General features: G+C 72.7%; 20 protein-coding genes. 8 read left to right on the plus strand and 12 right to left on the minus strand.

Features of this window, described 5'->3' with window-relative positions; translation table 11 throughout:
• Nucleotides 1-103 precede the first annotated feature (103 nt).
• Nucleotides 104-496 (plus strand): SCO4983 family protein, encoded by a 393-nt coding sequence (locus tag OG861_RS11945; protein ID WP_329197827.1) that lies wholly within the window; start codon nucleotides 104-106, stop codon nucleotides 494-496.
• An 89-nt stretch (nucleotides 497-585) separates the two neighbouring features.
• Here OG861_RS11945 and OG861_RS11950 read toward each other — a convergent pair whose 3' ends face one another.
• From OG861_RS11950 to OG861_RS11960, 3 genes are all read right to left on the minus strand, one after another.
• Complete coding sequence (locus OG861_RS11950) at nucleotides 586-1,179, minus strand: hypothetical protein (protein ID WP_329197825.1); 594 nt, start codon at nucleotides 1,177-1,179, stop codon at nucleotides 586-588.
• A 209-nt stretch (nucleotides 1,180-1,388) separates the two neighbouring features.
• The gene (locus OG861_RS11955; protein WP_329197824.1) at nucleotides 1,389-1,784 is read right to left on the minus strand and encodes a hypothetical protein; all 396 of its coding nucleotides are present in this window, start codon (nucleotides 1,782-1,784) and stop codon (nucleotides 1,389-1,391) included.
• Nucleotides 1,785-2,020: 236 nt separating this feature from the next.
• The gene (locus OG861_RS11960; RefSeq protein WP_329197823.1) at nucleotides 2,021-3,850 is read right to left on the minus strand and encodes a phosphoenolpyruvate carboxykinase (GTP); all 1,830 of its coding nucleotides are present in this window, start codon (nucleotides 3,848-3,850) and stop codon (nucleotides 2,021-2,023) included.
• A 220-nt stretch (nucleotides 3,851-4,070) separates the two neighbouring features.
• Between OG861_RS11960 and trhA the strand changes: the two genes are divergently transcribed.
• The gene (gene trhA / locus OG861_RS11965; protein ID WP_329197821.1) at nucleotides 4,071-4,763 is read left to right on the plus strand and encodes a PAQR family membrane homeostasis protein TrhA; all 693 of its coding nucleotides are present in this window, start codon (nucleotides 4,071-4,073) and stop codon (nucleotides 4,761-4,763) included.
• 98 nt (nucleotides 4,764-4,861) lie between these two features.
• Here trhA and OG861_RS11970 read toward each other — a convergent pair whose 3' ends face one another.
• The 3 genes from OG861_RS11970 to OG861_RS11980 are packed head-to-tail and all read right to left on the minus strand — an operon-like array spanning nucleotide 4,862 to nucleotide 8,277.
• Nucleotides 4,862-6,913, minus strand: a complete 2,052-nt coding sequence (locus OG861_RS11970; protein WP_329197819.1) for a thioredoxin domain-containing protein — start codon at nucleotides 6,911-6,913, stop codon at nucleotides 4,862-4,864.
• A 48-nt stretch (nucleotides 6,914-6,961) separates the two neighbouring features.
• Nucleotides 6,962-7,480, minus strand: a complete 519-nt coding sequence (locus tag OG861_RS11975; RefSeq protein WP_329197817.1) for a zinc ribbon domain-containing protein — start codon at nucleotides 7,478-7,480, stop codon at nucleotides 6,962-6,964.
• A complete protein-coding gene (locus tag OG861_RS11980) occupies nucleotides 7,477-8,277 on the minus strand; it encodes a recombinase family protein (RefSeq protein WP_329197816.1) in 801 nt (266 codons plus the stop codon). Before OG861_RS11980 ends, OG861_RS11975 begins: the two co-directional genes overlap by 4 nt.
• 231 nt (nucleotides 8,278-8,508) lie before the next feature.
• Here OG861_RS11980 and OG861_RS11985 point away from each other — a divergent pair, with 231 nt between their 5' ends.
• Nucleotides 8,509-11,736, plus strand: coding sequence for a tetratricopeptide repeat protein (locus OG861_RS11985; RefSeq protein WP_329197815.1), 3,228 nt, complete (start codon nucleotides 8,509-8,511; stop codon nucleotides 11,734-11,736).
• Nucleotides 11,737-11,835: 99 nt separating this feature from the next.
• Here OG861_RS11985 and OG861_RS11990 read toward each other — a convergent pair whose 3' ends face one another.
• Together OG861_RS11990 and mca are read right to left on the minus strand one after the other, a co-directional pair.
• Nucleotides 11,836-12,057 carry a hypothetical protein gene (locus tag OG861_RS11990; RefSeq protein WP_329197814.1) on the minus strand — a complete coding sequence of 74 codons (222 nt, stop codon included), beginning with the start codon at nucleotides 12,055-12,057 and terminating at the stop codon, nucleotides 11,836-11,838.
• A 2-nt stretch (nucleotides 12,058-12,059) separates the two neighbouring features.
• A complete protein-coding gene (mca, locus tag OG861_RS11995) occupies nucleotides 12,060-12,941 on the minus strand; it encodes a mycothiol conjugate amidase Mca (protein WP_329197812.1) in 882 nt (293 codons plus the stop codon).
• 133 nt (nucleotides 12,942-13,074) lie between these two features.
• Here mca and OG861_RS12000 point away from each other — a divergent pair, with 133 nt between their 5' ends.
• Together OG861_RS12000 and greA are read left to right on the plus strand one after the other, a co-directional pair.
• Nucleotides 13,075-13,485 (plus strand): DUF4307 domain-containing protein, encoded by a 411-nt coding sequence (locus OG861_RS12000; RefSeq protein ID WP_329197810.1) that lies wholly within the window; start codon nucleotides 13,075-13,077, stop codon nucleotides 13,483-13,485.
• A 213-nt stretch (nucleotides 13,486-13,698) separates the two neighbouring features.
• Nucleotides 13,699-14,196, plus strand: a complete 498-nt coding sequence (greA, locus tag OG861_RS12005) for a transcription elongation factor GreA (RefSeq protein WP_329197808.1) — start codon at nucleotides 13,699-13,701, stop codon at nucleotides 14,194-14,196.
• A 99-nt stretch (nucleotides 14,197-14,295) separates the two neighbouring features.
• On the opposite strand, the gene OG861_RS12010 is transcribed toward greA, so the two are convergent.
• The 3 genes from OG861_RS12010 to ilvA form a co-directional block, all read right to left on the minus strand.
• Nucleotides 14,296-15,156, minus strand: coding sequence for an ABC transporter permease (locus OG861_RS12010; protein ID WP_329197806.1), 861 nt, complete (start codon nucleotides 15,154-15,156; stop codon nucleotides 14,296-14,298).
• Nucleotides 15,153-16,190, minus strand: coding sequence for an ATP-binding cassette domain-containing protein (locus OG861_RS12015; protein WP_329197804.1), 1,038 nt, complete (start codon nucleotides 16,188-16,190; stop codon nucleotides 15,153-15,155). The genes OG861_RS12010 and OG861_RS12015 overlap by 4 nt, the downstream gene beginning before the upstream one ends.
• A gap of 94 nt (nucleotides 16,191-16,284) precedes the next feature.
• Entirely contained in the window at nucleotides 16,285-17,520 is a 1,236-nt protein-coding gene (gene ilvA / locus OG861_RS12020) for a threonine ammonia-lyase (RefSeq protein WP_329197801.1), read from the minus strand.
• 205 nt (nucleotides 17,521-17,725) lie between these two features.
• Here ilvA and OG861_RS12025 point away from each other — a divergent pair, with 205 nt between their 5' ends.
• The 3 genes from OG861_RS12025 to OG861_RS12035 all read left to right on the plus strand — a co-directional run bounded on the left by OG861_RS12025 (nucleotide 17,726) and on the right by OG861_RS12035 (nucleotide 19,030).
• Nucleotides 17,726-18,247, plus strand: a complete 522-nt coding sequence (locus tag OG861_RS12025) for a MarR family winged helix-turn-helix transcriptional regulator (protein ID WP_329197799.1) — start codon at nucleotides 17,726-17,728, stop codon at nucleotides 18,245-18,247.
• Nucleotides 18,248-18,329: 82 nt separating this feature from the next.
• Entirely contained in the window at nucleotides 18,330-18,779 is a 450-nt protein-coding gene (locus OG861_RS12030; RefSeq protein WP_329197797.1) for a sigma factor-like helix-turn-helix DNA-binding protein, read from the plus strand.
• Nucleotides 18,776-19,030, plus strand: a complete 255-nt coding sequence (locus OG861_RS12035; RefSeq protein WP_329197795.1) for a hypothetical protein — start codon at nucleotides 18,776-18,778, stop codon at nucleotides 19,028-19,030. Before OG861_RS12030 ends, OG861_RS12035 begins: the two co-directional genes overlap by 4 nt.
• Before the next feature lie 87 nt (nucleotides 19,031-19,117).
• On the opposite strand, the gene OG861_RS12040 is transcribed toward OG861_RS12035, so the two are convergent.
• The gene (locus OG861_RS12040) at nucleotides 19,118-20,275 is read right to left on the minus strand and encodes a cystathionine gamma-synthase (RefSeq protein ID WP_329197793.1); all 1,158 of its coding nucleotides are present in this window, start codon (nucleotides 20,273-20,275) and stop codon (nucleotides 19,118-19,120) included.
• Nucleotides 20,276-20,372: the final 97 nt, after the last annotated feature.

A 20,372-nucleotide genomic window follows, 5' to 3' on the forward strand; every position in this document is an offset into this window, starting at 1 on the left:
CCCTGCTCCTGACTCGCCGGAGACTCGAGTCTCGCCAGATCGAGCACAACTTTAGAACGGATCCAATGTAGGATGGTCTCCTGACCCCGCAGGAGGCCTCCTCATGTACGAGCCGATCCGCACCAAGTCGGTCGTCCACCGCATGGCCGGCGGCCGCACCGACTACCCGCACCGCAGCCGCGGCGAAGCCCTGGACATCCAGCTCGCCGGGCACCTCGCGGCGCTGCTGGCCGTCACCGACGAGCTCGGGCTCGGCGACGCCGCCGCCCGCATCGCCGACCAGGTCACGCGGCTGCGCGGGGCCCGCCCCGCGCGGGCGGCCCACGGGAAGCCGTCGGACACCGCGGACCTGCACCGGCGGGCCCACGACCTCGCCGGCCGGGCGCTGCTCGTCGCCGCGTCCCGGGCCGACACCACCGTCGCGATCCTCGCCGCCGAGCGCATGGACGCCCACGCCGCCGCCCTGGAGTCCCAGGACCGGGCCGGCGCCCACTGACGGCCCCGGTCCGGGGCCGCCAAGGCTCCGGACCGGGCGCCATGCACGCCTTCCCGCAACAGCGGCCGACGCCACCGGCGTCCGGCTGATCAGCGGGAAGGGCGCAGGTTCCAGGTGGTGAGTTCGCCTTCGATCAGGCCGTACGAGCCCTCGTCGTAGCGGGTCCCGGTGACCTTCAGGACACCGATCGGCGACTTCTCGTTGACCAGGCACACGCTGTCGCCCTCGGCGACCGTCACCGCGGAGCGCGACTGGGTCGCCAGCAGGTCCCTGCAGCCCTGGGCGGTGGGGGCCTCGGCGTTCGTCCACAGTGCGACGGTGCCCTTGACCTCCATCGAGGTTTCGCCGCTGCGCCCGGCCGCCGGGCGGATGCCGAAGCCGGACGTGCCGCTGTGCGGCGGGATCGAGTTGAGGTCGATGCCTTCCAGCCCGAGGACCACCTTGCCGGTCCACCGGACCGAACCGGCCGCCGACCCGGCGGCAGACGGGGCGGCCGACGGGGCGGTGCCACCGGCCGGGGGCTGGCCCGCCACGGTCACCGACGAAGCGGGCGGTACCGCCGAAGGCGTGGGCGGGGGCGAGCCGTTGGAGAAGGCGGCGATGGCGCTCGCCACACCCGCGATGGCACTGACCACGGCGGCCCCGGCCGCCCACAGCTTCGCGTGGGAGCGGCCCGTGGACACCGGTACCGACGCGGCCGACGGCAAGTACGGCGGCGGCGCCGGATGTTGCGACGGATGTTGCGACGGATCCTGCACGTTTCCCCCTGAGCGATCGACCTCCGTGACGATAGCAATTCCACCACGCGGATCCGAGCACCGTTCGGCGATCAGGTGCGCCCGGAGCGGCCTTGCGACGGGCCCGCCGGAACCCGGCTCACAGAGCCCGCCCCTCACCCCGGCCCGACCCCCGCCACCCCGCACCACGGCCGGGTCGAGGGGGGCCAGACCGGGCCGATGGCTTCCGTGCGGGAGGGGGTGTCGGGGGTGAGGCCCGGGAGGGCGGCGAGGGCACGGGCGGTGCGGGCGTCGGCGGCGGGCGGCGGACCGTCGCGGAACTCGACCGTGACCACGTACGAGCCCTCACCCCGGCCCTCGACCACCGCCACCACCCGCCGGCTCGGCGGGTCGACGCGGCACTCGGTGATCCGGACGTCCGGCGGCGCCACAGCCGCACGGGCCCCGTCGCCGCCGCTCGCCCACACGTACAGCCCCAGCGGGGCGAACACCAGGAGCCCGGCCAGCACCACCAGGCCGACCAGCCAGCCCTGCCACTTCAACGCGCTCACGCCCATGGCCCGATCCTCCCCGGAGCCCGCCCGCCCCACCAGCACCCACGGGCCCACACAGCATTTCGAAGTGGGTCCGTCCGCCCCGCTCGACGAGTCGGAACGCGCGACGGCGGGCCTCCGGGAAACGGAGGCCCGCCGTCGGCAGACGCATACGAGGTACCTGGAGGACCGGGGCGGGCCCTGATCAGGCGGTGCTCCCCCGGGAGTTCAGGGGATCACCGGGGGCAGGGGCATCAGCCCAGGCGCTCGACCAGCGCGTGGTACTGGTCCCACAGCTCCTTCGGCGTGTGGTCGCCGTAGGTGTTCAGGTGCTCGGGGACCAGGGCGGCCTCGTCGCGCCAGACCTCCTTGTCGACCGTCAGCAGGAACTCCAGGTCCTCGGCCGGCAGGTCGAGGCCCTCGGTGTCGAGGGAGTCCACGGTCGGCAGGATGCCGATGGGGGTCTCGACGCCGTCGGCCTTGCCGTCGAGGCGCTCGACGACCCACTTGAGGACGCGGCTGTTCTCGCCGAAGCCCGGCCACACGAACTTGCCCGCGTCGTTCTTGCGGAACCAGTTCACGTAGTAGATCTTCGGGAGCTTCGCCGGGTCCGCGGAGGCGCCGACCTTGATCCAGTGGCCCATGTAGTCGCCCATGTTGTAGCCGCAGAACGGCAGCATGGCGAACGGGTCGCGGCGCAGCTCACCGACCTTGCCCTCGGCGGCGGCGGTCTTCTCGGAGGCGATGTTCGAGCCGATGAAGACGCCGTGGTTCCAGTCGAAGGACTCGGTCACCAGCGGCACGGCGGAGGCGCGGCGACCGCCGAAGAGGATCGCGGAGATCGGGACGCCCTTGGGGTCCTCCCACTCGGGGGCGATCGTCGGGCACTGCGAGGCCGGGACGGCGAAACGGGCGTTGGGGTGGGCGGCCGGGGTCTCGGACGCCGGGGTCCAGGGGTTGCCCTTCCAGTCGATGAGCTCGGCCGGGGGCTCCTCGGTCATGCCCTCCCACCAGACGTCGGAGCCGTCCGGGGTGAGCGCGACGTTGGTGAAGACGGTGTTCGCGTACATCGTCTTCATGGCGTTGGCGTTGGTGTGCTCGCCGGTGCCGGGCGCGACGCCGAAGAAGCCGGCCTCGGGGTTGATCGCGTAGAGGCGGCCGTCCTCACCGAACCGCATCCAGGCGATGTCGTCGCCGATGGTCTCGACCGTCCAGCCGGGGATCGTGGGCTCCAGCATGGCGAGGTTGGTCTTGCCACAGGCGGAGGGGAACGCGGCGGCGACGTACTTCGCCTCACCCTGCGGCGGGGTGAGCTTGAGGATCAGCATGTGCTCGGCGAGCCAGCCCTCGTCGCGGGCCATGACGGAGGCGATGCGCAGCGCGTAGCACTTCTTGCCGAGCAGGGCGTTGCCGCCGTAGCCGGAGCCGTAGGACCAGATCTCGCGGGTCTCGGGGAAGTGCGAGATGTACTTGGTGGTGTTGCACGGCCACGGCACGTCGGCCTCGCCCTCGGCGAGCGGAGCGCCGAGGGTGTGCACGGCCTTGACGAAGAACCCGTCGGTGCCGAGCTCGTCGAGGACGGCCTTGCCCATGCGGGTCATGGTGCGCATGGCGACGGCGACGTAGGCGGAGTCGGTGATCTCGACGCCGATCGCGGAGAGCTCGGAGCCGAGGGGGCCCATGCAGAACGGCACGACGTACATCGTGCGGCCCTTCATGGAACCGCGGAAGATCCCCTTCTCCCCCGCGAACAGCTCCTTCATCTCGGAAGGGGCCTTCCAGTGGTTGGTCGGGCCCGCGTCCTCCTCCTTCTCGGAGCAGATGAAGGTCCGGTCCTCGACGCGCGCGACGTCGGACGGGTCGGAGGCGGCGTAGTACGAGTTCGGGCGCTTGGCCGGGTCGAGCTTCTTGAACGTGCCCTTGGAGACGAGCTCCTCGCACAGGCGCTCGTACTCGGCCTCGGAGCCGTCGCACCAGACGACCTGGTCCGGCTCGGTGAGGGCCGCGATCTCGTCGACCCAGGAAATGAGCTCCGTGTGGTTCGTCGGGAGGGAAGTGGTGGGAGCCGCGTTGTCGCGCGCCACGATTGCTCCTTGTTGAGGGGTTTGTTTGGTGTATGCCCCGTGGGGGCTGCGACCCGGACGCTTCGCGCTCCGCTCATCCGGTGCCGACCGCACTCATCTGATCATCCGGTGCGTATGCGCATATGTCCAGAGGGCTTCTCACGTGAGCATCGCCACTCGCGTCAATCTTCCGTAAAGAGCATTAGCGGAAACCTACGGACCCGTAGGTAGCATGTGCGGTATGACTTCTGATGCCGCCGCCGTGGCCGAAACAGCCCCCCGGGCTCCGGTGGTCCCAACGGAACTCAAGCCGCTCATGCGCGGCTGGTTGCACACAGGAATGTTCCCCGCCGTGGTGGTCGCCGGACTCGCGCTGATGGCCTTCACCGACTCCACCAGGGCCCGAGTGGCCTGCGGTGTCTACGTACTGACGGCCTGCCTGCTCTTCGGCGTGAGCGCCGTCTACCACCGCGGCACCTGGGGGCCGCGGGGCGAGGCCGTGCTGCGGCGGCTCGATCACGCCAACATTTTCCTGATCATCGCAGGCACCTATACCCCGCTGACGGTGCTCCTCCTCCCCGCCTCCACCGGACGGACGCTCCTGTGGGCGGTCTGGATCGCCGCGGCGGCCGGGATCGCCTTCCGCGTCTTCTGGGTCGGCGCACCGCGCTGGCTCTACACGCCCTGCTACATAGCGATGGGGTGGGCAGCGGTCTTCTTCCTGCCCGACTTCCTGCGGACCGGCGGCATCACGGTCCTCGTCCTCGTGATCGCCGGCGGCCTGCTCTACAGCGTCGGGGGCGTCATCTACGGGATGAAGCGCCCCAACCCCTCGCCCCGCTTCTTCGGCTTCCACGAGGTGTTCCACTCGCTGACCCTCGCCGCGTTCGTCGCGCACTACGTCGGCATCTCGATCGCCGCGTACCAGCACTGACGGCGGCCGTCGGGGCGTAGCCGTCGAGGTGCGGGTGCGCGGCCGTCAGTGCGGGGGTCGGGGCGCGGCCGTCAGTGCGGGGGTCGGGACCCAGGCCGTCAGGGCGCGGCCGGGCCCAACTGCTCCGCGAGCTCGGCCGGTTCCGTCGTGGGCCGCGAGCAGACGAAGTGCCGGCAGACGTACGCAGCCGGCCGGTCCCCGACCAGGCCCCGGCCGGCCAGCAGCGGGAACTCCCCGCTGCCGTCCGTCCCCTGCGGCGGCCCCACCGCCACCACCGCCCCCGGCGCCGTCCCCAGCAGCGCCGTCCGGTGCAGCGCGGCCGTCGCCGGATCGTCCGGGTGCCCCACCACGGCCACTTCGCGCGGCCCGTCCAGCAACGCCTCGGCGACCGCCAGCCCGTGCCCGATGAACCGCGGCACGCGCGGCCCGAGGGCGTGCACCACACCCAGCGCCCGCTCGGCCGCCGTACGGTGCGCCTCGGACCCGGTGTGCGCGGCGTACGACAGCAGCGCCCCGGCCGCAGCCGTCCAACCCGAGGGCGCGGCGGTGTCCGTGGGGTCCTGCGGGCGCCGGATCAGCTGCTCGGCGTCGTGCGCGGTGTCGTACAGGGAGCCGTCCTCGGCGGTGAACCCGTCCAGCACCAGGTCCAGGAGGAACCCGGCGAACTCCAGCCAGACCCCCTCACCGGTGACGGCCCCCAGCGCGAGGAAGCCCTCCGCGACATCGCCGTAGTCCTCCAGCACCCCCGCGTTGGCGCCCACCCGGCCGTCCCTGCTGGTCCGCGCCAGGCGGGCCCTGCCGTCCATGTGCACCCGCACCAGGAGGTCGGCGGCCTCGGTGGCCCGCTCGATCAGGTCGGGCCGCTCGAAGTACGCCCCGCACTCGGCGAGCGCCGCGATGGCCAGCCCGTTCCAGGCGGCGACCACCTTGTCGTCCCGGCCCGGCGCCGGACGCCGCGACCGCGCGGCGAGCAGCCGCTCCCTGATCCCGGCCGCCTTCGCCGCGTCCAGGACGGGCCCCTCCTGCGGCAGCCTCAGCACGGAAGTGCCGTGCTCGAAGTTCCCCTCGTCGGTGACCCCGAAGTACACGGCGGCCAGCGCCCCGTCGTCCTCCCCGAGCACCTCCGTCAGCTGCGCGGGGGTCCAGGCGTAGTAGGCCCCCTCGACGTGCTTGCCGGTGGCCGGGTCCTCACTGTCGGCGTCGAGCGCGGAGGCGAACCCGCCCTCGCGGGTGCGCAGCTCGCGGACCATGAAGTCGGCGGTCTCCAGCGCGACGCGCCGCGCGAGGCCGGACCCGGTGGTGCGCCACAGGTGGGCGTAGACCCGGCACAGGAGCGCGTTGTCGTAGAGCATCTTCTCGAAGTGCGGCACCACCCAGTCCCGGTCCACCGAGTACCGGGCGAACCCGCCGCCGAGCTGGTCGTAGATCCCGCCGCGCGCCATGGCCTCGCAGGTGTCGGCCGCCATCTGGAGGGCGCCTTCGGATCCGGTGCGGGCGTGGTGGCGCAGCAGGAACTCCAGCACCATGGACGGCGGGAACTTCGGCGCGCCGCCGAACCCGCCGCGGGTGGCGTCGTACTCCCGGGTCAGCGCGAGCAGCGCCTGCGCCAGCTCCTCGCCACCGGGTGCGCCGGCCTTCCCGTAGTCGAGCGTGCGCCCGGCGAGGTCCCGCACGACGCGCTGGGCGACGTCGGCCACCTCCTCGCGGCGATCACCCCAGGCGGCGGACACGCCCTGGAGGACTTGCGTGAAGGAGGGCATCCCGTGCCGCGGCTCGGGCGGGTAGTAGGTGCCGAAGTAGAACGGCTCGGCGTCGGGCGTCAGGAAGACGGTCATGGGCCACCCGCCCTGCCCGGTCGCGGCCTGCACCGCCTCCATGTAGACGGCGTCGACATCGGGCCGCTCCTCGCGGTCCACCTTGATGTTCACGAAGTGCTCGTTCATGTACGCGGCGGTCGGATCGTCCTCGAACGACTCTTGGGCCATGACATGGCACCAGTGGCAACTCGAATAGCCGACGCTCAGCAGCACCGGCACGTCCCGCTCCCGCGCCTGCGCGAACGCCTCCGGCGACCAGGGCCACCAGTCGACGGGGTTGTCGGCGTGCTGGAGGAGGTAGGGGGAGGTCTCGTGCGCGAGGCGGTTCGACATGAGACCAATCCTGCCTCACACCACGCGCCGCGGCCCGCGACGGGGCCATCAGGCCACCACGACAGGCGTCCGTAGACGATCAGCCCATTTCCATACGGGAACCACCCGCGCGTAGTCCCAGACATGGTTCCCTTTCCTTCCGGGCTTGATCACCAGGCAGTCGAAGACCGAGGCGACCACCCTCCGCTTCTCGTCGAACGCCATCTCGCCGTACAGCCACCGCAGCCGCATCGGGTCCGGAAGCCGGACCCCTCCCTGGCCGCCCTCGGTGAAGAGCAGTCGTTCGATGGCGTCGTCGACGAGAGGGCCGCTGATGGCACAGCGCCCGCAACCACGGCCCGCGGCCCCGTTGCAGACGTAGTTGTACGGGCTCTTGCGACTGCGCGTGGTGCTCCTGCCGCTCATCGGCCGGCCGCAGGTGCCGCCGGCGACCAGATCAGCGCCGCAGCGCAGGAACCCACTGGCGAGGTACTTGGGTCCGCCCTTCCGGTCGGTCGAACGGGGGCCGAGCGGGCCCCGGTGCAGTTGCACGGTGCCCGCGGAGAAGGTCGCGCGGACCGCAGTCACTGCTCGGGCGTCACGATCGCCTGCCAGGCTCCGACCAGCGGCTTCTTCGTGTGCGCATCCCTCATCAGCTCCCCCCTGTTGGCGCGGAAGCCGCACACGCGCGGGGCCGTGATGATCTGCGTGACGGTCTGCGGATTGGGGCGGCCCCCGCGGGTGCCGGTGACACCCAGCGCGGTCCACTCCCGCGCCACCTCTGCGACGGCCTTCCCTTCGATGCGGTCCTCGATCGCCTTGCGTACGAGCGCCGACTCCGACGGGTGCAGGGTGAGCCGGTCCTCCAGCCAGCCGAACGGCCTGGGCCCACTGTGTGGCTTTCCGTCCATGGCGCGCGACCAGTGCCAGTCCTGCACGCGGCGGCTACGCATCCGCCCCTCGACAACCGCTCCTCGGAGGGCTCCGGCCGCGGCCAGGATCCCTTCCTTGCTGTACGGATCCCGCAGCCCGTCCCGGTCGAAGTACACCCGCCCGGGGTTCGCGGTCAGCGCGGCCATGAAACGGATCAGGTCCTCGGCCCTGCGGTAGAGCCGGTCGTCGGCGACGGCGACGACACCCATCAGCGGACCGGCGGTGAAGGCGTGGCCGCGCTGGAGGTCCCCGAGCAGGCGGTCGAAGGCGGGGCGCTCCCGGTCGTCCTTGGTCGCGTTGCGTGCGTTGTCCGTGTACGTCGCGACGACGACGCAGCCGTGCTGCGTGGCGGTGCGTTCGTTGATGCGGTGCTGATCCCGCACCCCTCGCGCGTCGCGTTGGCGCGTGTCCTGCGAGGTGCGTGCGTACGAGGCGACCGGTATGGGACCCATGGCCCCCTTCCCCTTCGAGAGTTCGTCCGATGCTCGGCTCAACGCACGAATCGGTGATCGGGTTACGTGGACCGTGGGCCCCGGTCGCGCGCGGGCGGTGGGGTGGATATATGCGCTGTGGAGGGTGGGTGGGGGGGCAACTGGCTCTGAAATAGCTCAGATTGCTCGCGTGGGTGCAGGGTGCGCAGGAGACTTGGGGCTCGTTGCCGGAGCGCTGGGAGGGGGACGCCGATGCGGGATGGTCATCGTGGTGAGGCCGAACGGCTGTTGGAGCGGGCCGTGGAGGAGGAGGCGCGGCGGGGGCCGGTGGACAAGGCGGCGCTGCTCGCGCGGGGGCGGGAGGCGCTGGAGCAGATCGCGGTGGCCGCCGCCGAGGAGTACGAGGCGTACGTGCGGGCGCTGGACGAGGCGGCCGCCGGGGAGGAGTCCCTGGCCGAGGCGTTCCGGCGGGCGAACACCTCCACCGCCCTGCTGGTGACCGGAGTCGCCGCGGTGGCCGCCGCCGGGGCCGACCTGGCCTTCGGCGTGGCGGCCGGGAGCGCCCTCGGTGCCGGGCTGGCGGCGGGAGTTGCCGGGGCCGCGGCGACGGTGGCCAAGGTGACGGCCCTGCACCTGCCGGCCGCGAACCGGCGGGCCGGCGTCCTGGGCCGGCCGGGCGGCGCCGAGCAGCTGAGGCTGCATTGGCTGTCGGTGCTGGAGGTGCGCGGGATCCGTCCGTTCCTGGAGCAGCAGCGGCTGGTGGTGGCGGCGGTGCGCACCGGTCCGCGCGGCTCGGGCGGGGCGGGGGGCGGCGTGGTGGGCCTCGCGAAGCAGCCGGGCGGGAGCGGGCCCGCGCTGCGCGGTACGGACCGCAGTGCGCAGGCCCGTCGGCGCAGCGCGCTGGAGCAGTCGTTCGGGCAGCTCCCGCAGTCGGAAGCGGTGTTCGCGGGGCGGCGGGCGGAGCTGGCCCGGATCGTGCAGTGGGTGCAGGCGGCCCGGGCCGGTACGGAGACCCGGCCGGTGGTCGTGGTGCTGCACGGCGAGCCGGGTTCGGGCCGTACGGCCCTGGCGTTGCGGGCGGCGCACGCGCTGCGGGACCAGTTCCGGGGCGCGTGCGTGGTGGACCTGCGGGGCGGGGCGGCCGAGGCGGGTCAGGCCCCGCTGCCGACGCGGGAGGCGTTGCTGCACCTGCTGAACCGGCTCGGGGCCCCGCGGGAGCAGTTGCTGTTCCGGGAGGGGGCGTCGGCGGAGCAGCAGGTGCGGCGGCTCGGCGAGCTGTACCACCAGCACCTGCAGGGGCAGCCGGTGACGGTGGTGCTGGACGACGCGGTGGATCCGGCGCAGGTCCGCGCGCTGGTGCCGGAGCGGTCGGAGAGCCTGGTGCTGGTGACGGCGCCGGGGCCGCTGGAGCTGCCGGCGGACCTCGCGGCGTGGGTGCACCAGCTGCCCGTCACACGGCTGGCGCGGACGGAGGCGGCCGAGTTGGTCGGGGCCGCGGGCGGCGCCCCGTACGACGAGGAGGCGCAGGCGGTCCTGCTGGAGCTCGGAGCCGGGCTGCCGCTCGCGCTGCGCGTGCTGGCGCCGCTGGGTCCGGTGGGTCCGGTGGCGGAGCCCGGCCCGGCGGGATCCGGGCTCGAAGCGGCGCTGGCCCTGGCCTACGCGCGCATGCCCGAGGAGCGGCGCCGGCTGCTGCGGCGCCTGACCCTGGCGGGGCGCGCCTCGCTCGGCCCGTCGGCAGCGGCGGCGTTGATCGACGCCGACCCGGTGGAGGCCGGGCGGCTGCTGCGCGAACTGGCGGACGCCGGGCTGCTGGACCACGTACGCGGCGAGCGGTACCGGATGCACGACGCGGTGCGCGCGTACGCGGCGGCGCGGCTCGCTGCGGACGAGGACAGGGCGCATGCGGCGGCCGCGCACGAGCGGCTGATCCGCAATTACGCGCACCTCGCGGACTCGGTGATCCGGATGGTCGACGGGAAGATGTCGACGCGCGCGCACCACTTCGGCGGTCACGGCTTCGCTTCCCTCGACGCGGCGCTGCGCTGGCTGGACGACGAGTCGAGCTTCATCACGGCGGCGCTGCGGCACTCGCAGGACGTGGACCAGCAGGCGGTACTGGACCTGCTGGGCGCGCTCTGCGACTTCTGCCTGCTGCGCGGGGACCTGTACCGGCTCGGGGAGATCAACGAGCTGGCCCGGGCGGTGGAGGGCGGCCGGCCGGGCCCGGACGGGCGGCTGGCGCGTTCGGTGCAGTGGCGCACGGGGATCGCGGCGCGCCAGCTCGGCGACCTGGACAAGGCGCGCACGACGCTGACGTCGGTGGTCGACCAGTACATGGAGGCCAGGCAGGAGGCGGGCGCGGCGATGGCGCTGGTCTCGCTCGGCATCACGCTGCACCACCAGGGCAACCTGCCGGAGGCGGCGGCCCGGCTCCGTGAGGCGCTGGCCCTGCAGGAAGGGGACGACCTGGCGGGCGACCGCGCGTGGGGTCTGCACGCGCTCGCGGCGGTGGAGCGTGACCGGGGGCTGCTGGCGGAGGCACTGTCCCTGCTGGAGCGTTCGCTGGTGCTGCACCGGGAGAGCGAGAGCGTGCACGGCGAGGCGTGGGCGCACCTCCAACTCGGGCAGGTGCACCTGCGTCTGGGCGGGGTGGAACGGGCGGAGGAGGAGCTGCGCTCGGCCCTGGAGCTGTACGGGCGCACCCGTGACGACCGCGGTGAGGCGTGGGCGCGGACGCAGCTGGGGCGGGCCCGGGTCGTCGCGGGGGATCCGGATCCGGCGCTGGAGCGGCTGCGGGACGCGCTGGCCCGTCACCGGCTCGCGGAGGACGCGCGGGGTGAGGCGTGGACGCTGTACTACCTCGGGCAGGCGCTGGAGGAGGGGGGTGAGCGGGACGCGGCGGTGCGGGAGCTGGAGCGGGCCCGGGCGATGTTCTCGCGGATGCGGGACGTGTACGGGCTGGCGCACGCCCGGCACCATTCGGGCCGGGTGACCCGCGACCAGCGGGCGGCGCAGACGGGGAACCTGCGCAACTCCGGCTACGCCCGGCAGCTGCTGGTGGACGCGCGCGCGGACTTCCGGCGGATCGGGCTGGCGCACGGCGAGGCGTGGACGTGCCTGGAGCTGGCGGTGATCGACGCGGGCAACGCGCGGGTGCCGCAGGCCGTGGTGCTGTGCGAGGAGGCCGCGCGGCTGTTCGTTTCGTACGGGGACCTGCGGGGCGAGGACTGGGCCCGCTTCCTGCGCTGCACGCTGCTGCCGTACGCCGCCGAGGGCGATCCGCAGGAGGCGGCGGCGGAACTGGCACGGCTGTCGGCGGCCCCGCATCCGCTGCGGGACGGCCGGCTGGCGGACTGCCTGGACGCGTACGCGGTGATCGTGGACCGGGGCGTCGATCCGGCGGAGGGCTGGCAGGCGTGGCGCCTGGGCCTGGTGCCGAACCTCCACTCCCGGGAGGTCATGGGCGTGCGGGTGCCGTGACCCCGCCCGGGGGCGGGGTCACGGCACCCGTCCCGGCACCCGCGCGGGCGTCACGACGCCACGGCGCGGTCCGGGGCGGCGGACGCTACGGCTCGGCCGCTACGGCTTGCGGGTGTCGGGGGCGGAGGCGGCCGGCTCGGGCGCCTCCTGGAAGTCCACCCGGCCCATGTGCCGGCTCATGGACTTCATCAGGCCCCACACCCCGAGGGCGAGGGCGGCGAACACGATGAAGCCCAGGAGCCCGGGCGTCACCTTGTTCTTGTCGAAGGTGTCGGCGGCCAGCGGAAGGAGCTGGGTGACTGCTGCCTGCGTAGCGCTCATAGCTACGCATTCTCCCGGATGCCCGCGAAGAGGTCGGACTCGGGGAGGGAAGTGTCCACGAACGACTTCACGAGCTCGTACTCCTCGGTGGGCCAGACCTCCCGCTGGATGTCCATCGGGACGCGGAACCAGCCGCCGTCGGGGTCGATCTGCGTGGCGTGCGCGATGAGCGCCTTGTCACGGATCTCGAAGAAGTCGGCGCAGGGGACGTGGGTGGTCAGCGTCCGCTCCTTGCGCTCGAACTCCTTCCAGCGCTCCAGCCACTCTCCGTAGGGGGACTCCAGGCCGCGCGCGAGCAGCGCCTCGTGCAGGGCGATGGTGCGCGGCTTGTTGAAGCCCTGGTTGTAGTAGAGCTTCTGCGGCTGGTAGGCGGGGCCGAACTCGGCCTCGGGGAACTTCTCGGTGTCGGCCGCGCCGTCGAAGGCGACCATGGTGACCTTGTGGGTCATGATGTGGTCGGGGTGCGGGTACCCGCCGTTCTCGTCGTACGTGGTGATCACCTGCGGCCGGAAGGCGCGGATCTTCTTCACCAGGCGGCCGGCGGCCTCCTCGACGTCGGCGAGCGCGAAGCAGCCCTCGGGCAGCGGCGGCAGCGGGTCGCCCTCGGGAAGGCCGGAGTCGACGTAGCCGAGCCACTCCTGCTCGATGCCGAGGATCTCGCGCGCCTCGTCCATCTCCTTCGCGCGCACCTCGTGGATGTGCTCCTCGATGTACTTGTCACCCTGGAGCTTGGGGTTCAGGATCGAGCCGCGCTCGCCACCGGTGCAGGTCACGACGAGTACCGGCACCCCCTCGGACACGTACTTGGCCATGGTGGCCGCGCCCTTGCTCGACTCGTCGTCGGGGTGGGCATGGACGGCCATCAGTCGAAGCTGCTCGGTCAAGACAGGATCCTCTGTGATTCGTCAGGGCGGAGGCTTCTATAGTGACCGAATCGGGGGACGGAAAATTCCTGGGGTGGGATCCGGCGGCGGTGCCGCTCCCCGGCCCGCTGGGCCCTCTCGAAAGGATCGGTCGATGAGCACGGTGCGCGAGGGACTGCCCGAGGGCCGGTACGGCCGTTCGGCGGACGAGCGGGCGGACCGGAAGCTCAAGATCGTCGGCTCGGTGCTCGGGGTTGCGTTGCTGGGTGTCGTGGGCTGGATCGGCTGGGACTACGTCGCCGGTCAGAGCGTCACCGCCGAGGTGATCAAGTTCCGGATCGTGTCCGCGAACGAGGTGAAGGTGCACCTGGAGGTCCGCAAGGACGCCGGTGTGACCGGGGTGTGCACCCTCAGCTCCCAGGACAAGGACCACGGTGAGGTCGGCCGGGCCGATTTCACCTTCGCCGGGCGCGACACGCGCGTGGACGAGGTCGTCTCGCTCAAGACCACCGGGCGCGCGACGATGGTGGAGCTGGTGGGCTGCCAGGCGGCTCCGGCGGGCTGACCCTGCGGCCGCCGCAAGGCGACCCGGCCGGTGCGCGCGGGTTGCGTGACCGTTCGCGGCGGGGCCGCGTGAGCGGCCGCGCCGGGTTTCGTGACTGGCGATGACGCACTTCATACGGAAGGTGTCCTCCCCCTTTTCTTCCCGAATTGTTAGGCTCGTGGTTTCGTCCGCCGCTGGCGGCTTTGTAGTCCCCTGTACCGACGAGGAGCACCCGTGACCCAGACGAGCGAGAGCGTCACCTGGCTGACCCAGGCGGCGTACGACCAGCTGAAGGCGGAGCTGGACTACCTCTCTGGTCCTGCCCGCACGGAGATCGCGGCGAAGATCGCGGCCGCGCGCGAAGAGGGCGACCTCCGGGAGAACGGCGGCTACCACGCGGCCAAGGAGGAGCAGGGCAAGCAGGAGCTGCGCGTGCGCCAGCTGACGCAGCTGCTGGAGAACGCCAAGGTCGGCACCGCGCCCGCCTCCGACGGCGTGGTGGCCCCCGGCACCCTCGTCAAGATCGCCTTCGACGGCGACGAGGACGACACCATGGAGTTCCTGCTGGCCTCGCGCGAGTACGCGTCCTCGGACTTCGAGACGTACTCCCCGCAGTCGCCGCTGGGCATGGGCGTGATGGGCAAGACGATCGGCGAGAACGCCGAGTACGAGCTGCCGAACGGCAAGAAGGCGGCCGTCAAGATCCTCGACGTCAAGCCGTTCAGCGGCTGATCACCCCCTGCCTCCCTCCGGGACGTGTCGTTCCGGGACATGCGAACGCCCGGCCGGAATGTTCCGGCCGGGCGTTCGCATGTCCGGCGGGGAGCGCGCCTACGCACTCGCCGAGCGGTACTTGCGGACGGCGAGCGTGCGGAACACCCCGATGATCAGCACCGACCACAGGACGGATGCGAGGACGGCGTGCTGCATCGGCCAGGCCGCGGGCGCCAGGTAGCCGGGCGGCAGGTTGCCGAACAGTTCGCGGGCCGCCTGGACGGTGGCGCTGAACGGGTTCCACTCCGCGATGTGCTGCAGGAAGGGCGGCATGTTGTCGGAGGGCACGAAGGCGTTGGAGATGAACGTGAGCGGGAAGAGCCAGATCAGCCCGCCGGAGGTGGCCGCCTCGGGGGTCCGCACGGACAGGCCGATGAGCGCGCCGATCCAGGAGAAGGCGTAGCCGAGCAGGAGCAGCAGCCCGAAGCCGGCCAGGACCTTGCCGAGGCTCTCGTGGGTGCGCCAGCCGACGATCAGGGCGACCACGGCCAGGACGATCACCGTGAGCGTGGTCTGGACGAGGTCGGCGAGGGTGCGCCCGGTCAGGACGGCGCCGCGGGCCATCGGCAGGGAGCGGAACCGGTCGATGAGGCCCTTGTGCATGTCGTCGGCGATGCCCGCGCCGGCGCCGGCCGTGGCGAAGGTGACGGTCTGGGCGAAGATGCCGGCCATGAGGAACTCGCGGTAGGCGGCGGGCGAGGTGCTGCCGCCGAGACTGATCGATCCGCCGAAGACGTAGCTGAACAGCACGACGAACATGACCGGCTGGATCACGCCGAAGACGATCATCTCGGGGATGCGGGACATCCGGATCAGGTTCCGTTTGGCGATGACCAGGGAGTCGTTGACGCCCTGGACGATCCCGCCGCGCGGGCGGGGCGCCGCGAGCCGCGGGGCCGGGGAGGGGGTGGCGCTCACTTCACGGCCTCCTTGCGTGCCTTGCCCTTGCGGCCCTTCGCGTCGGCGGGGTCGGCGGCGGCCGGTTCCGCGTCGCTCGCCGCCGCGTCCGCCGAATGGGCCGCGTGGCCGGTGAGGGAGATGAAGACGTCGTCCAGGGTGGGGCGGCGCAGGCCGATGTCGTCGATCTCGATCCCGCGTCCGTCGAGTTCGCGGATGACCTCGGCGAGCAGCTTGGCGCCGCCGGTGACCGGGACGGTCAGCTTGCGGGTGTGCTCCTCGACGGTGGTCCCGCCCTTGCCGAAGCCGGCCAGGACGGCGCGGGCCTCGGTCATGTGGTCCCGTTCGTGGACCACGACCTCGACGCGTTCGCCGCCGGTCTGCGCCTTGAGCTGGTCGGAGGTGCCGCGGGCGATGACCTTGCCGTGGTCGACCACGCAGATGTCGTGCGCGAGGTGGTCGGCCTCCTCCAGGTACTGGGTGGTGAGCAGCAAGGTGGTGCCGCCGGCCACGAGTTCCTGGATGACGTCCCACAGTTGCTGGCGGTTGCGGGGGTCGAGGCCGGTGGTCGGCTCGTCCATGAACATCACGGGCGGCCGGACCACGAGTGCGGCGGCGAGGTCCAGGCGCCTGCGCATGCCGCCGGAGTAGGTCTTGGCCGTGCGGTCGGCGGCGTCGGCGAGGCGGAAGCGTTCGAGGAGTTCGGCGGCGCGGGCCTTGGCCGCCTTGGAGCTCATCTGGTAGAGCCGGCCGACCATCTGGAGGTTCTCGCGGCCCGTGAGGTACTCGTCGACGGCCGCGAACTGGCCTGAGAGGCCTATGGAGCGGCGGACTTCGTTGGGGTGCTCGAGCACGTCGATCCCGGCGACGAAGGCCTTGCCGCTGTCGGGCTGGAGCAGCGTGGTGAGGACGCGCACGGCCGTCGTCTTGCCCGCGCCGTTCGGACCGAGAAGGCCCAGGACGGTTCCTTCCGGGACGTCGAGGTCCACGCCGTCCAATGCCCGTACGTCGCCGAAGGTCTTCACCAGGCCTTCGGCGTAGATGGCGCCTGGCATGTGGGTCTCCCTGTGCGGATCAGGTGTTTCCTCGGCAAATCCTATGGTCGGGGCGGACTCGCCGCCCGGTCTTCCGCACAAGTGACGCCCCGGCTCAGCCGCCGATGACCGTGTAGCCCGCCCCGTGGAGCGACCGTGCGACCTCCGTGCAGTGCTCGGGCCCCTTGGTCTCCAGGTGCAGTTCGACCTCCACCTCCGTGAGGCCGAGGCGCGGGTCGGTCCGTACGTGGCTGACGTCCAGCACGTTCGCGTCCACCGTCGACAACACCCCCAGCAGCCCGGCCAGCGCCCCCGGCCGGTCCGCGACGCGCAGCCGCAAGGACAGGTAGCGGCCCGCCGCCGCCATGCCGTGGCGCAGGATCCGCTGGAGCAGCAGCGGGTCGATGTTGCCGCCCGACAGCACGGCGACGACCGGGCCCGTGCCGTACAGTTCGGGCTCGCTCAGCAGGGCCGCGACCGGGCTGCACCCGGCCGGCTCGACGACGAGCTTGGCCCGCTCCAGGCACAGCAGCAGGGCGCTGGAGAGCGCGTCCTCCGACACCGTGCGGACCTCGTCAAGCAGTTCGCCGATGATGCGGAAGGGGACGTCGCCGGGGCGGCCGACCTTGATGCCGTCGGCCATCGTGACCGGGTTGTCGACCGCCACCGGGTGGCCGGCCCTGAGCGAGGGCGGGTACGCGGCCGCGCCCGCCGCCTGGACACCGACGACCCGTACGTCCGGCCGCAGCGCCTTCACCGCGACCGCGATCCCGGCCGCCAGCCCGCCGCCGCCCACTCCGACCAGGATGGTCCGCACCTCCGGGCACTGCTCCAGGATCTCCAGGCCGACCGTGCCCTGGCCGGCGATGATGTCGCGGTGGTCGAAGGGGTGAATGAACTCCGCCCCGGTGCGGTCCGCGTACTCCTGGGCCGCGGCGAGGGTCTCGTCGACGACCTGGCCGTGCAGCCGTACCTCGGCCCCGTACTCCTGGGTCGCGGCGACCTTGGGCAGCGGCGCGCCGACGGGCATGAACACCGTCGAGCGGACCCCGAGCAGCGACGAGGCAAGGGCCACGCCCTGCGCGTGGTTGCCGGCACTGGCCGCGACGACCCCCGCCGCCCGCTGCTCGGGCCGCAGCCCCGCGATGCGCACGTACGCCCCGCGCAGCTTGAAGGAACCCGTCCGCTGGAGGTTCTCGCACTTGAAGTGCACCGGGGAGCCGGTGAGCGCGGACAGGTGGCGGCTGCCCTCCATCGGGGTCACCCGCGAGACGCCCGACAGCATCTTCTGGGCACCCCGCACGTCGTCGAGGATGACCTGCGGCACGGGCTGGGGAACGCGGTAGTTCATGCCGCCAGTCTCGCAGGACCCCGCCCGCCCGCCCTGCCGGAAACCCCGCCCTTCGCGCGGCCGGAAGCCCCGCCCTCCTGCCGGGCCGAAGTCGGCACGGACCGAGCCCGGAAGAAGGGTTCTCGAACGGGGCGTACGGGCCGCCGTGGGGCCGCGTACTCTGTCCCCCATCCTTGTCGGACCCACGCGAAGAGAGCTCACGGCCATGCCCTCCATCCCGGCCAGTTCCGACCTGTCCCCGGCGGCCGAAACGCCCGCCGAAGCCGGTCTCCTCGACGCGCTCCAGCACCAGGTGGCGGTCTTCGCCCGCCGGGCGGAGCAGACCCGCCTCGGTGGGGTGGGCCAGGCCCGCAACTCGATGGACCGCGCCGCCTACCTGCTGCTGAACCGGCTGGACCTGGAAGGGCCCATGGGCGTCAAGGCGCTCGCGGGCGGCATGGGCATCGACTCCTCCACCGTCACCCGGCAGGTCGCCCCCCTCGTCGACGCCGGCCTGGTCAAGCGCACCTCCCACCCCGAGGACGGCCGGGCCGTGGTCCTCGCGCTGTCCCCGCGCGGGCTGGCGCGGCTGGAGGAGGTGCGTTCCTCGCGGCGGGAGCTGATGGCGCGGGTGACGCAGGACTGGACCGAGAAGGAGCGCGAGGCGTTCACCGCGCTGCTGACCCGGTTCAACGTGTCGCTCTCGGAGCTGATGGCCTCCGTCGCGGAGGCGGGCCCCGCGTCCTGAACCCGCCGGGACGGGCGCCCGCGCATCCGGCCCCGTCGCACCCCTTGACCGGGGTGGTCCCCCCGGCCGCACTATGTGGGCCATGGGGGCTGTGGACCACCGGGCGGGAACCTTCACGGAGTTCGAGGCGTTCGTCGCGGGCGCGGCGGGCCGGCTCCTGCACGTCGCGGTCCTGCTGACGGGCGAGCCCGAAACCGATCCGCCCACCGCGCGCCGTCTCCTCGCGGGCGCGCTGGCCCGGACGTACGCGCAGTGGCGCCGGCTGCGCGCGGACGACCCGTACGAGTTCACGCGCCGACAGCTGTGCGCCGCGTACGCCCGCACCGCCTGGCGGCACCCCGCCGGCACCGGGATCCTGGCCCGGCTGAGTCCGCAGGAGCGGCTCGTGCTGGTGCTGCGGGTCTACGAGGGCGTCGCGGAGGAGGTCACGGCAGCGCAGCTGGGGCTGCCGGCCGAGCGGGTGCAGGCGCTGCGCGCAGGGGCCCTGGCCAAGCTCCGCACGGGGACGGCCGACGGGGGCGCCGCGGCGTGAGCCGGTTCCCCGATCCCAAGGAAGACCAGGTCAGGCAGCTGCTGGAGGGGCCGCACCCGCCGGTGCCGACCGGGCTGGCGGCGGCCGCGGCGGCTCGCGGGGCCCGGCTGCTGCGCCGCTACCGGGCGCTGCGGCGGTTGGGTTGGGCGGTGCTCTTCGCGGCGGCCGCGGCCTTCACCGTGTGGGCCGTCGTGACCCGGCCCTGGGTGACGCCGCCGAGCGGTGTCTCCCCGCCCCTGGAGGGCTGGTAGCACCGCCCGGCGCCGTCGGTGACCGCGCCGGGCGGCGACGCGGAGGTGCGGTGCCGGGCGGCGCGGGCCGGATCCGGAAGCGACTGCCTAGCCGAGGGCCTGCGTCAGGTCCGCGACGAGGTCGTCGCCGTTCTCGATGCCGACCGAGAGGCGGATCAGGTCCGACGGGACCTCCAGCGCCGATCCGACGACGGAAGCGTGGGTCATCCGGCCCGGGTGCTCGATGAGGGACTCGACGCCGCCCAGGGACTCGCCCAGCGTGAAGAGCTTCGCGCGGTTGCAGACGGCGACGGCCGCCTCCTCGCCGCCCTCGACCTGGAAGGAGATCATGCCGCCGAAGTTGCGCATCTGCTTGGCGGCGACCTCGTGGCCGGGGTGCTCGGGCAGGCCCGGGTAGAGGACCTTGGTGACCTTCGGGTGCCGCTTGAGCACCTCCACGATCTTCGCCGCGTTCTCGGCGTGCCGGTCCATGCGGACGGCGAGGGTCTTGATGCCGCGCAGCACGATCCAGGAGTCGAAGGGGCCGGCGACGGCGCCCATCGCGTTCTGGTGGTAGGCCAGTTCCTCGCCCAGCGCCGCGTCGGCGGTGACGAGCGCACCGCCGACGACGTCGGAGTGGCCGCCCATGTACTTCGTCAGGGAGTGCACGACCACGTCGGCGCCCAGGGCCAGCGGCTGCTGCAGGTAGGGCGAGGCGAAGGTGTTGTCGACGACCAGCTTGGCGCCGGCCGTGCGCGCGATGTCGGCCACCATGGCGATGTCGGTGATGCCGAGCAGCGGGTTCGAGGGGGTCTCGACCCAGATGACCTTGGTCTTCGGGGTCAGCGCCGCGCGGATGGAGTCCGCGTCGGAGGTGTCGGCCACCGACCACTCGACGCCCCAGCGGGAGACGACCTTCGCGAAGAGGCGGAAGGTGCCGCCGTAGGCGTCGTTCGGGATGACCACGTGGTCGCCCGGGGCCAGCAGCGTACGCAGCAGGCAGTCCTCGGCGGCGAGCCCGGACGCGAAGGCGAGGCCGCGCCGGCCGCCCTCCAGTGCCGCGAGGTTCTCCTCCAAGGCGGTGCGGGTCGGGTTGGCGCTGCGGCTGTACTCGTAGCCGCCGCGCAGGCCGCCGACGCCGTCCTGCTTGTAGGTGGACACCTGGTAGATCGGGGGCACGACCGCGCCGGTCAGCGGGTCCGCCGTGTTGCCCGCGTGGATCGCGCGGGTCTCGAAGCTCTGGTGCTCGTGGCTGTCGTCGCTCATGTGGCAGATGCTATGCCCCGCACCGCCCCCGGGTCCTGCCGGGCCGGGCGGCCCGGGGAGGGCATTCGCGCCGGTGCGGGTGCGTCTGGTTCGCTGG

The sequence above is a fragment of the Streptomyces sp. NBC_00539 genome (assembly GCF_036346105.1).
GTDB lineage: Bacteria > Actinomycetota > Actinomycetes > Streptomycetales > Streptomycetaceae > Streptomyces.

What these genes read in the sequence shown, in the direction of transcription:
- OG861_RS12025 (WP_329197799.1), top strand. Translation starts at nt 17,726, where the DNA reads ATGCCCTCCATCCCGGCCAGTTCCGACCTGTCCCCGGCGGCCGAAACG.
- trhA (WP_329197821.1), top strand. Translation starts at nt 4,071, where the DNA reads ATGACTTCTGATGCCGCCGCCGTGGCCGAAACAGCCCCCCGGGCTCCG.
- OG861_RS12015 (WP_329197804.1), bottom strand. Translation starts at nt 16,190, where the DNA reads ATGCCAGGCGCCATCTACGCCGAAGGCCTGGTGAAGACCTTCGGCGAC.
- OG861_RS12000 (WP_329197810.1), top strand. Translation starts at nt 13,075, where the DNA reads ATGAGCACGGTGCGCGAGGGACTGCCCGAGGGCCGGTACGGCCGTTCG.
- OG861_RS11990 (WP_329197814.1), bottom strand. Translation starts at nt 12,057, where the DNA reads ATGAGCGCTACGCAGGCAGCAGTCACCCAGCTCCTTCCGCTGGCCGCC.
- OG861_RS11945 (WP_329197827.1), top strand. Translation starts at nt 104, where the DNA reads ATGTACGAGCCGATCCGCACCAAGTCGGTCGTCCACCGCATGGCCGGC.
- OG861_RS11970 (WP_329197819.1), bottom strand. Translation starts at nt 6,913, where the DNA reads ATGTCGAACCGCCTCGCGCACGAGACCTCCCCCTACCTCCTCCAGCAC.
- OG861_RS11985 (WP_329197815.1), top strand. Translation starts at nt 8,509, where the DNA reads ATGCGGGATGGTCATCGTGGTGAGGCCGAACGGCTGTTGGAGCGGGCC.
- OG861_RS12040 (WP_329197793.1), bottom strand. Translation starts at nt 20,275, where the DNA reads ATGAGCGACGACAGCCACGAGCACCAGAGCTTCGAGACCCGCGCGATC.
- OG861_RS11980 (WP_329197816.1), bottom strand. Translation starts at nt 8,277, where the DNA reads ATGGGTCCCATACCGGTCGCCTCGTACGCACGCACCTCGCAGGACACG.
- ilvA (WP_329197801.1), bottom strand. Translation starts at nt 17,520, where the DNA reads ATGAACTACCGCGTTCCCCAGCCCGTGCCGCAGGTCATCCTCGACGAC.
- OG861_RS12030 (WP_329197797.1), top strand. Translation starts at nt 18,330, where the DNA reads ATGGGGGCTGTGGACCACCGGGCGGGAACCTTCACGGAGTTCGAGGCG.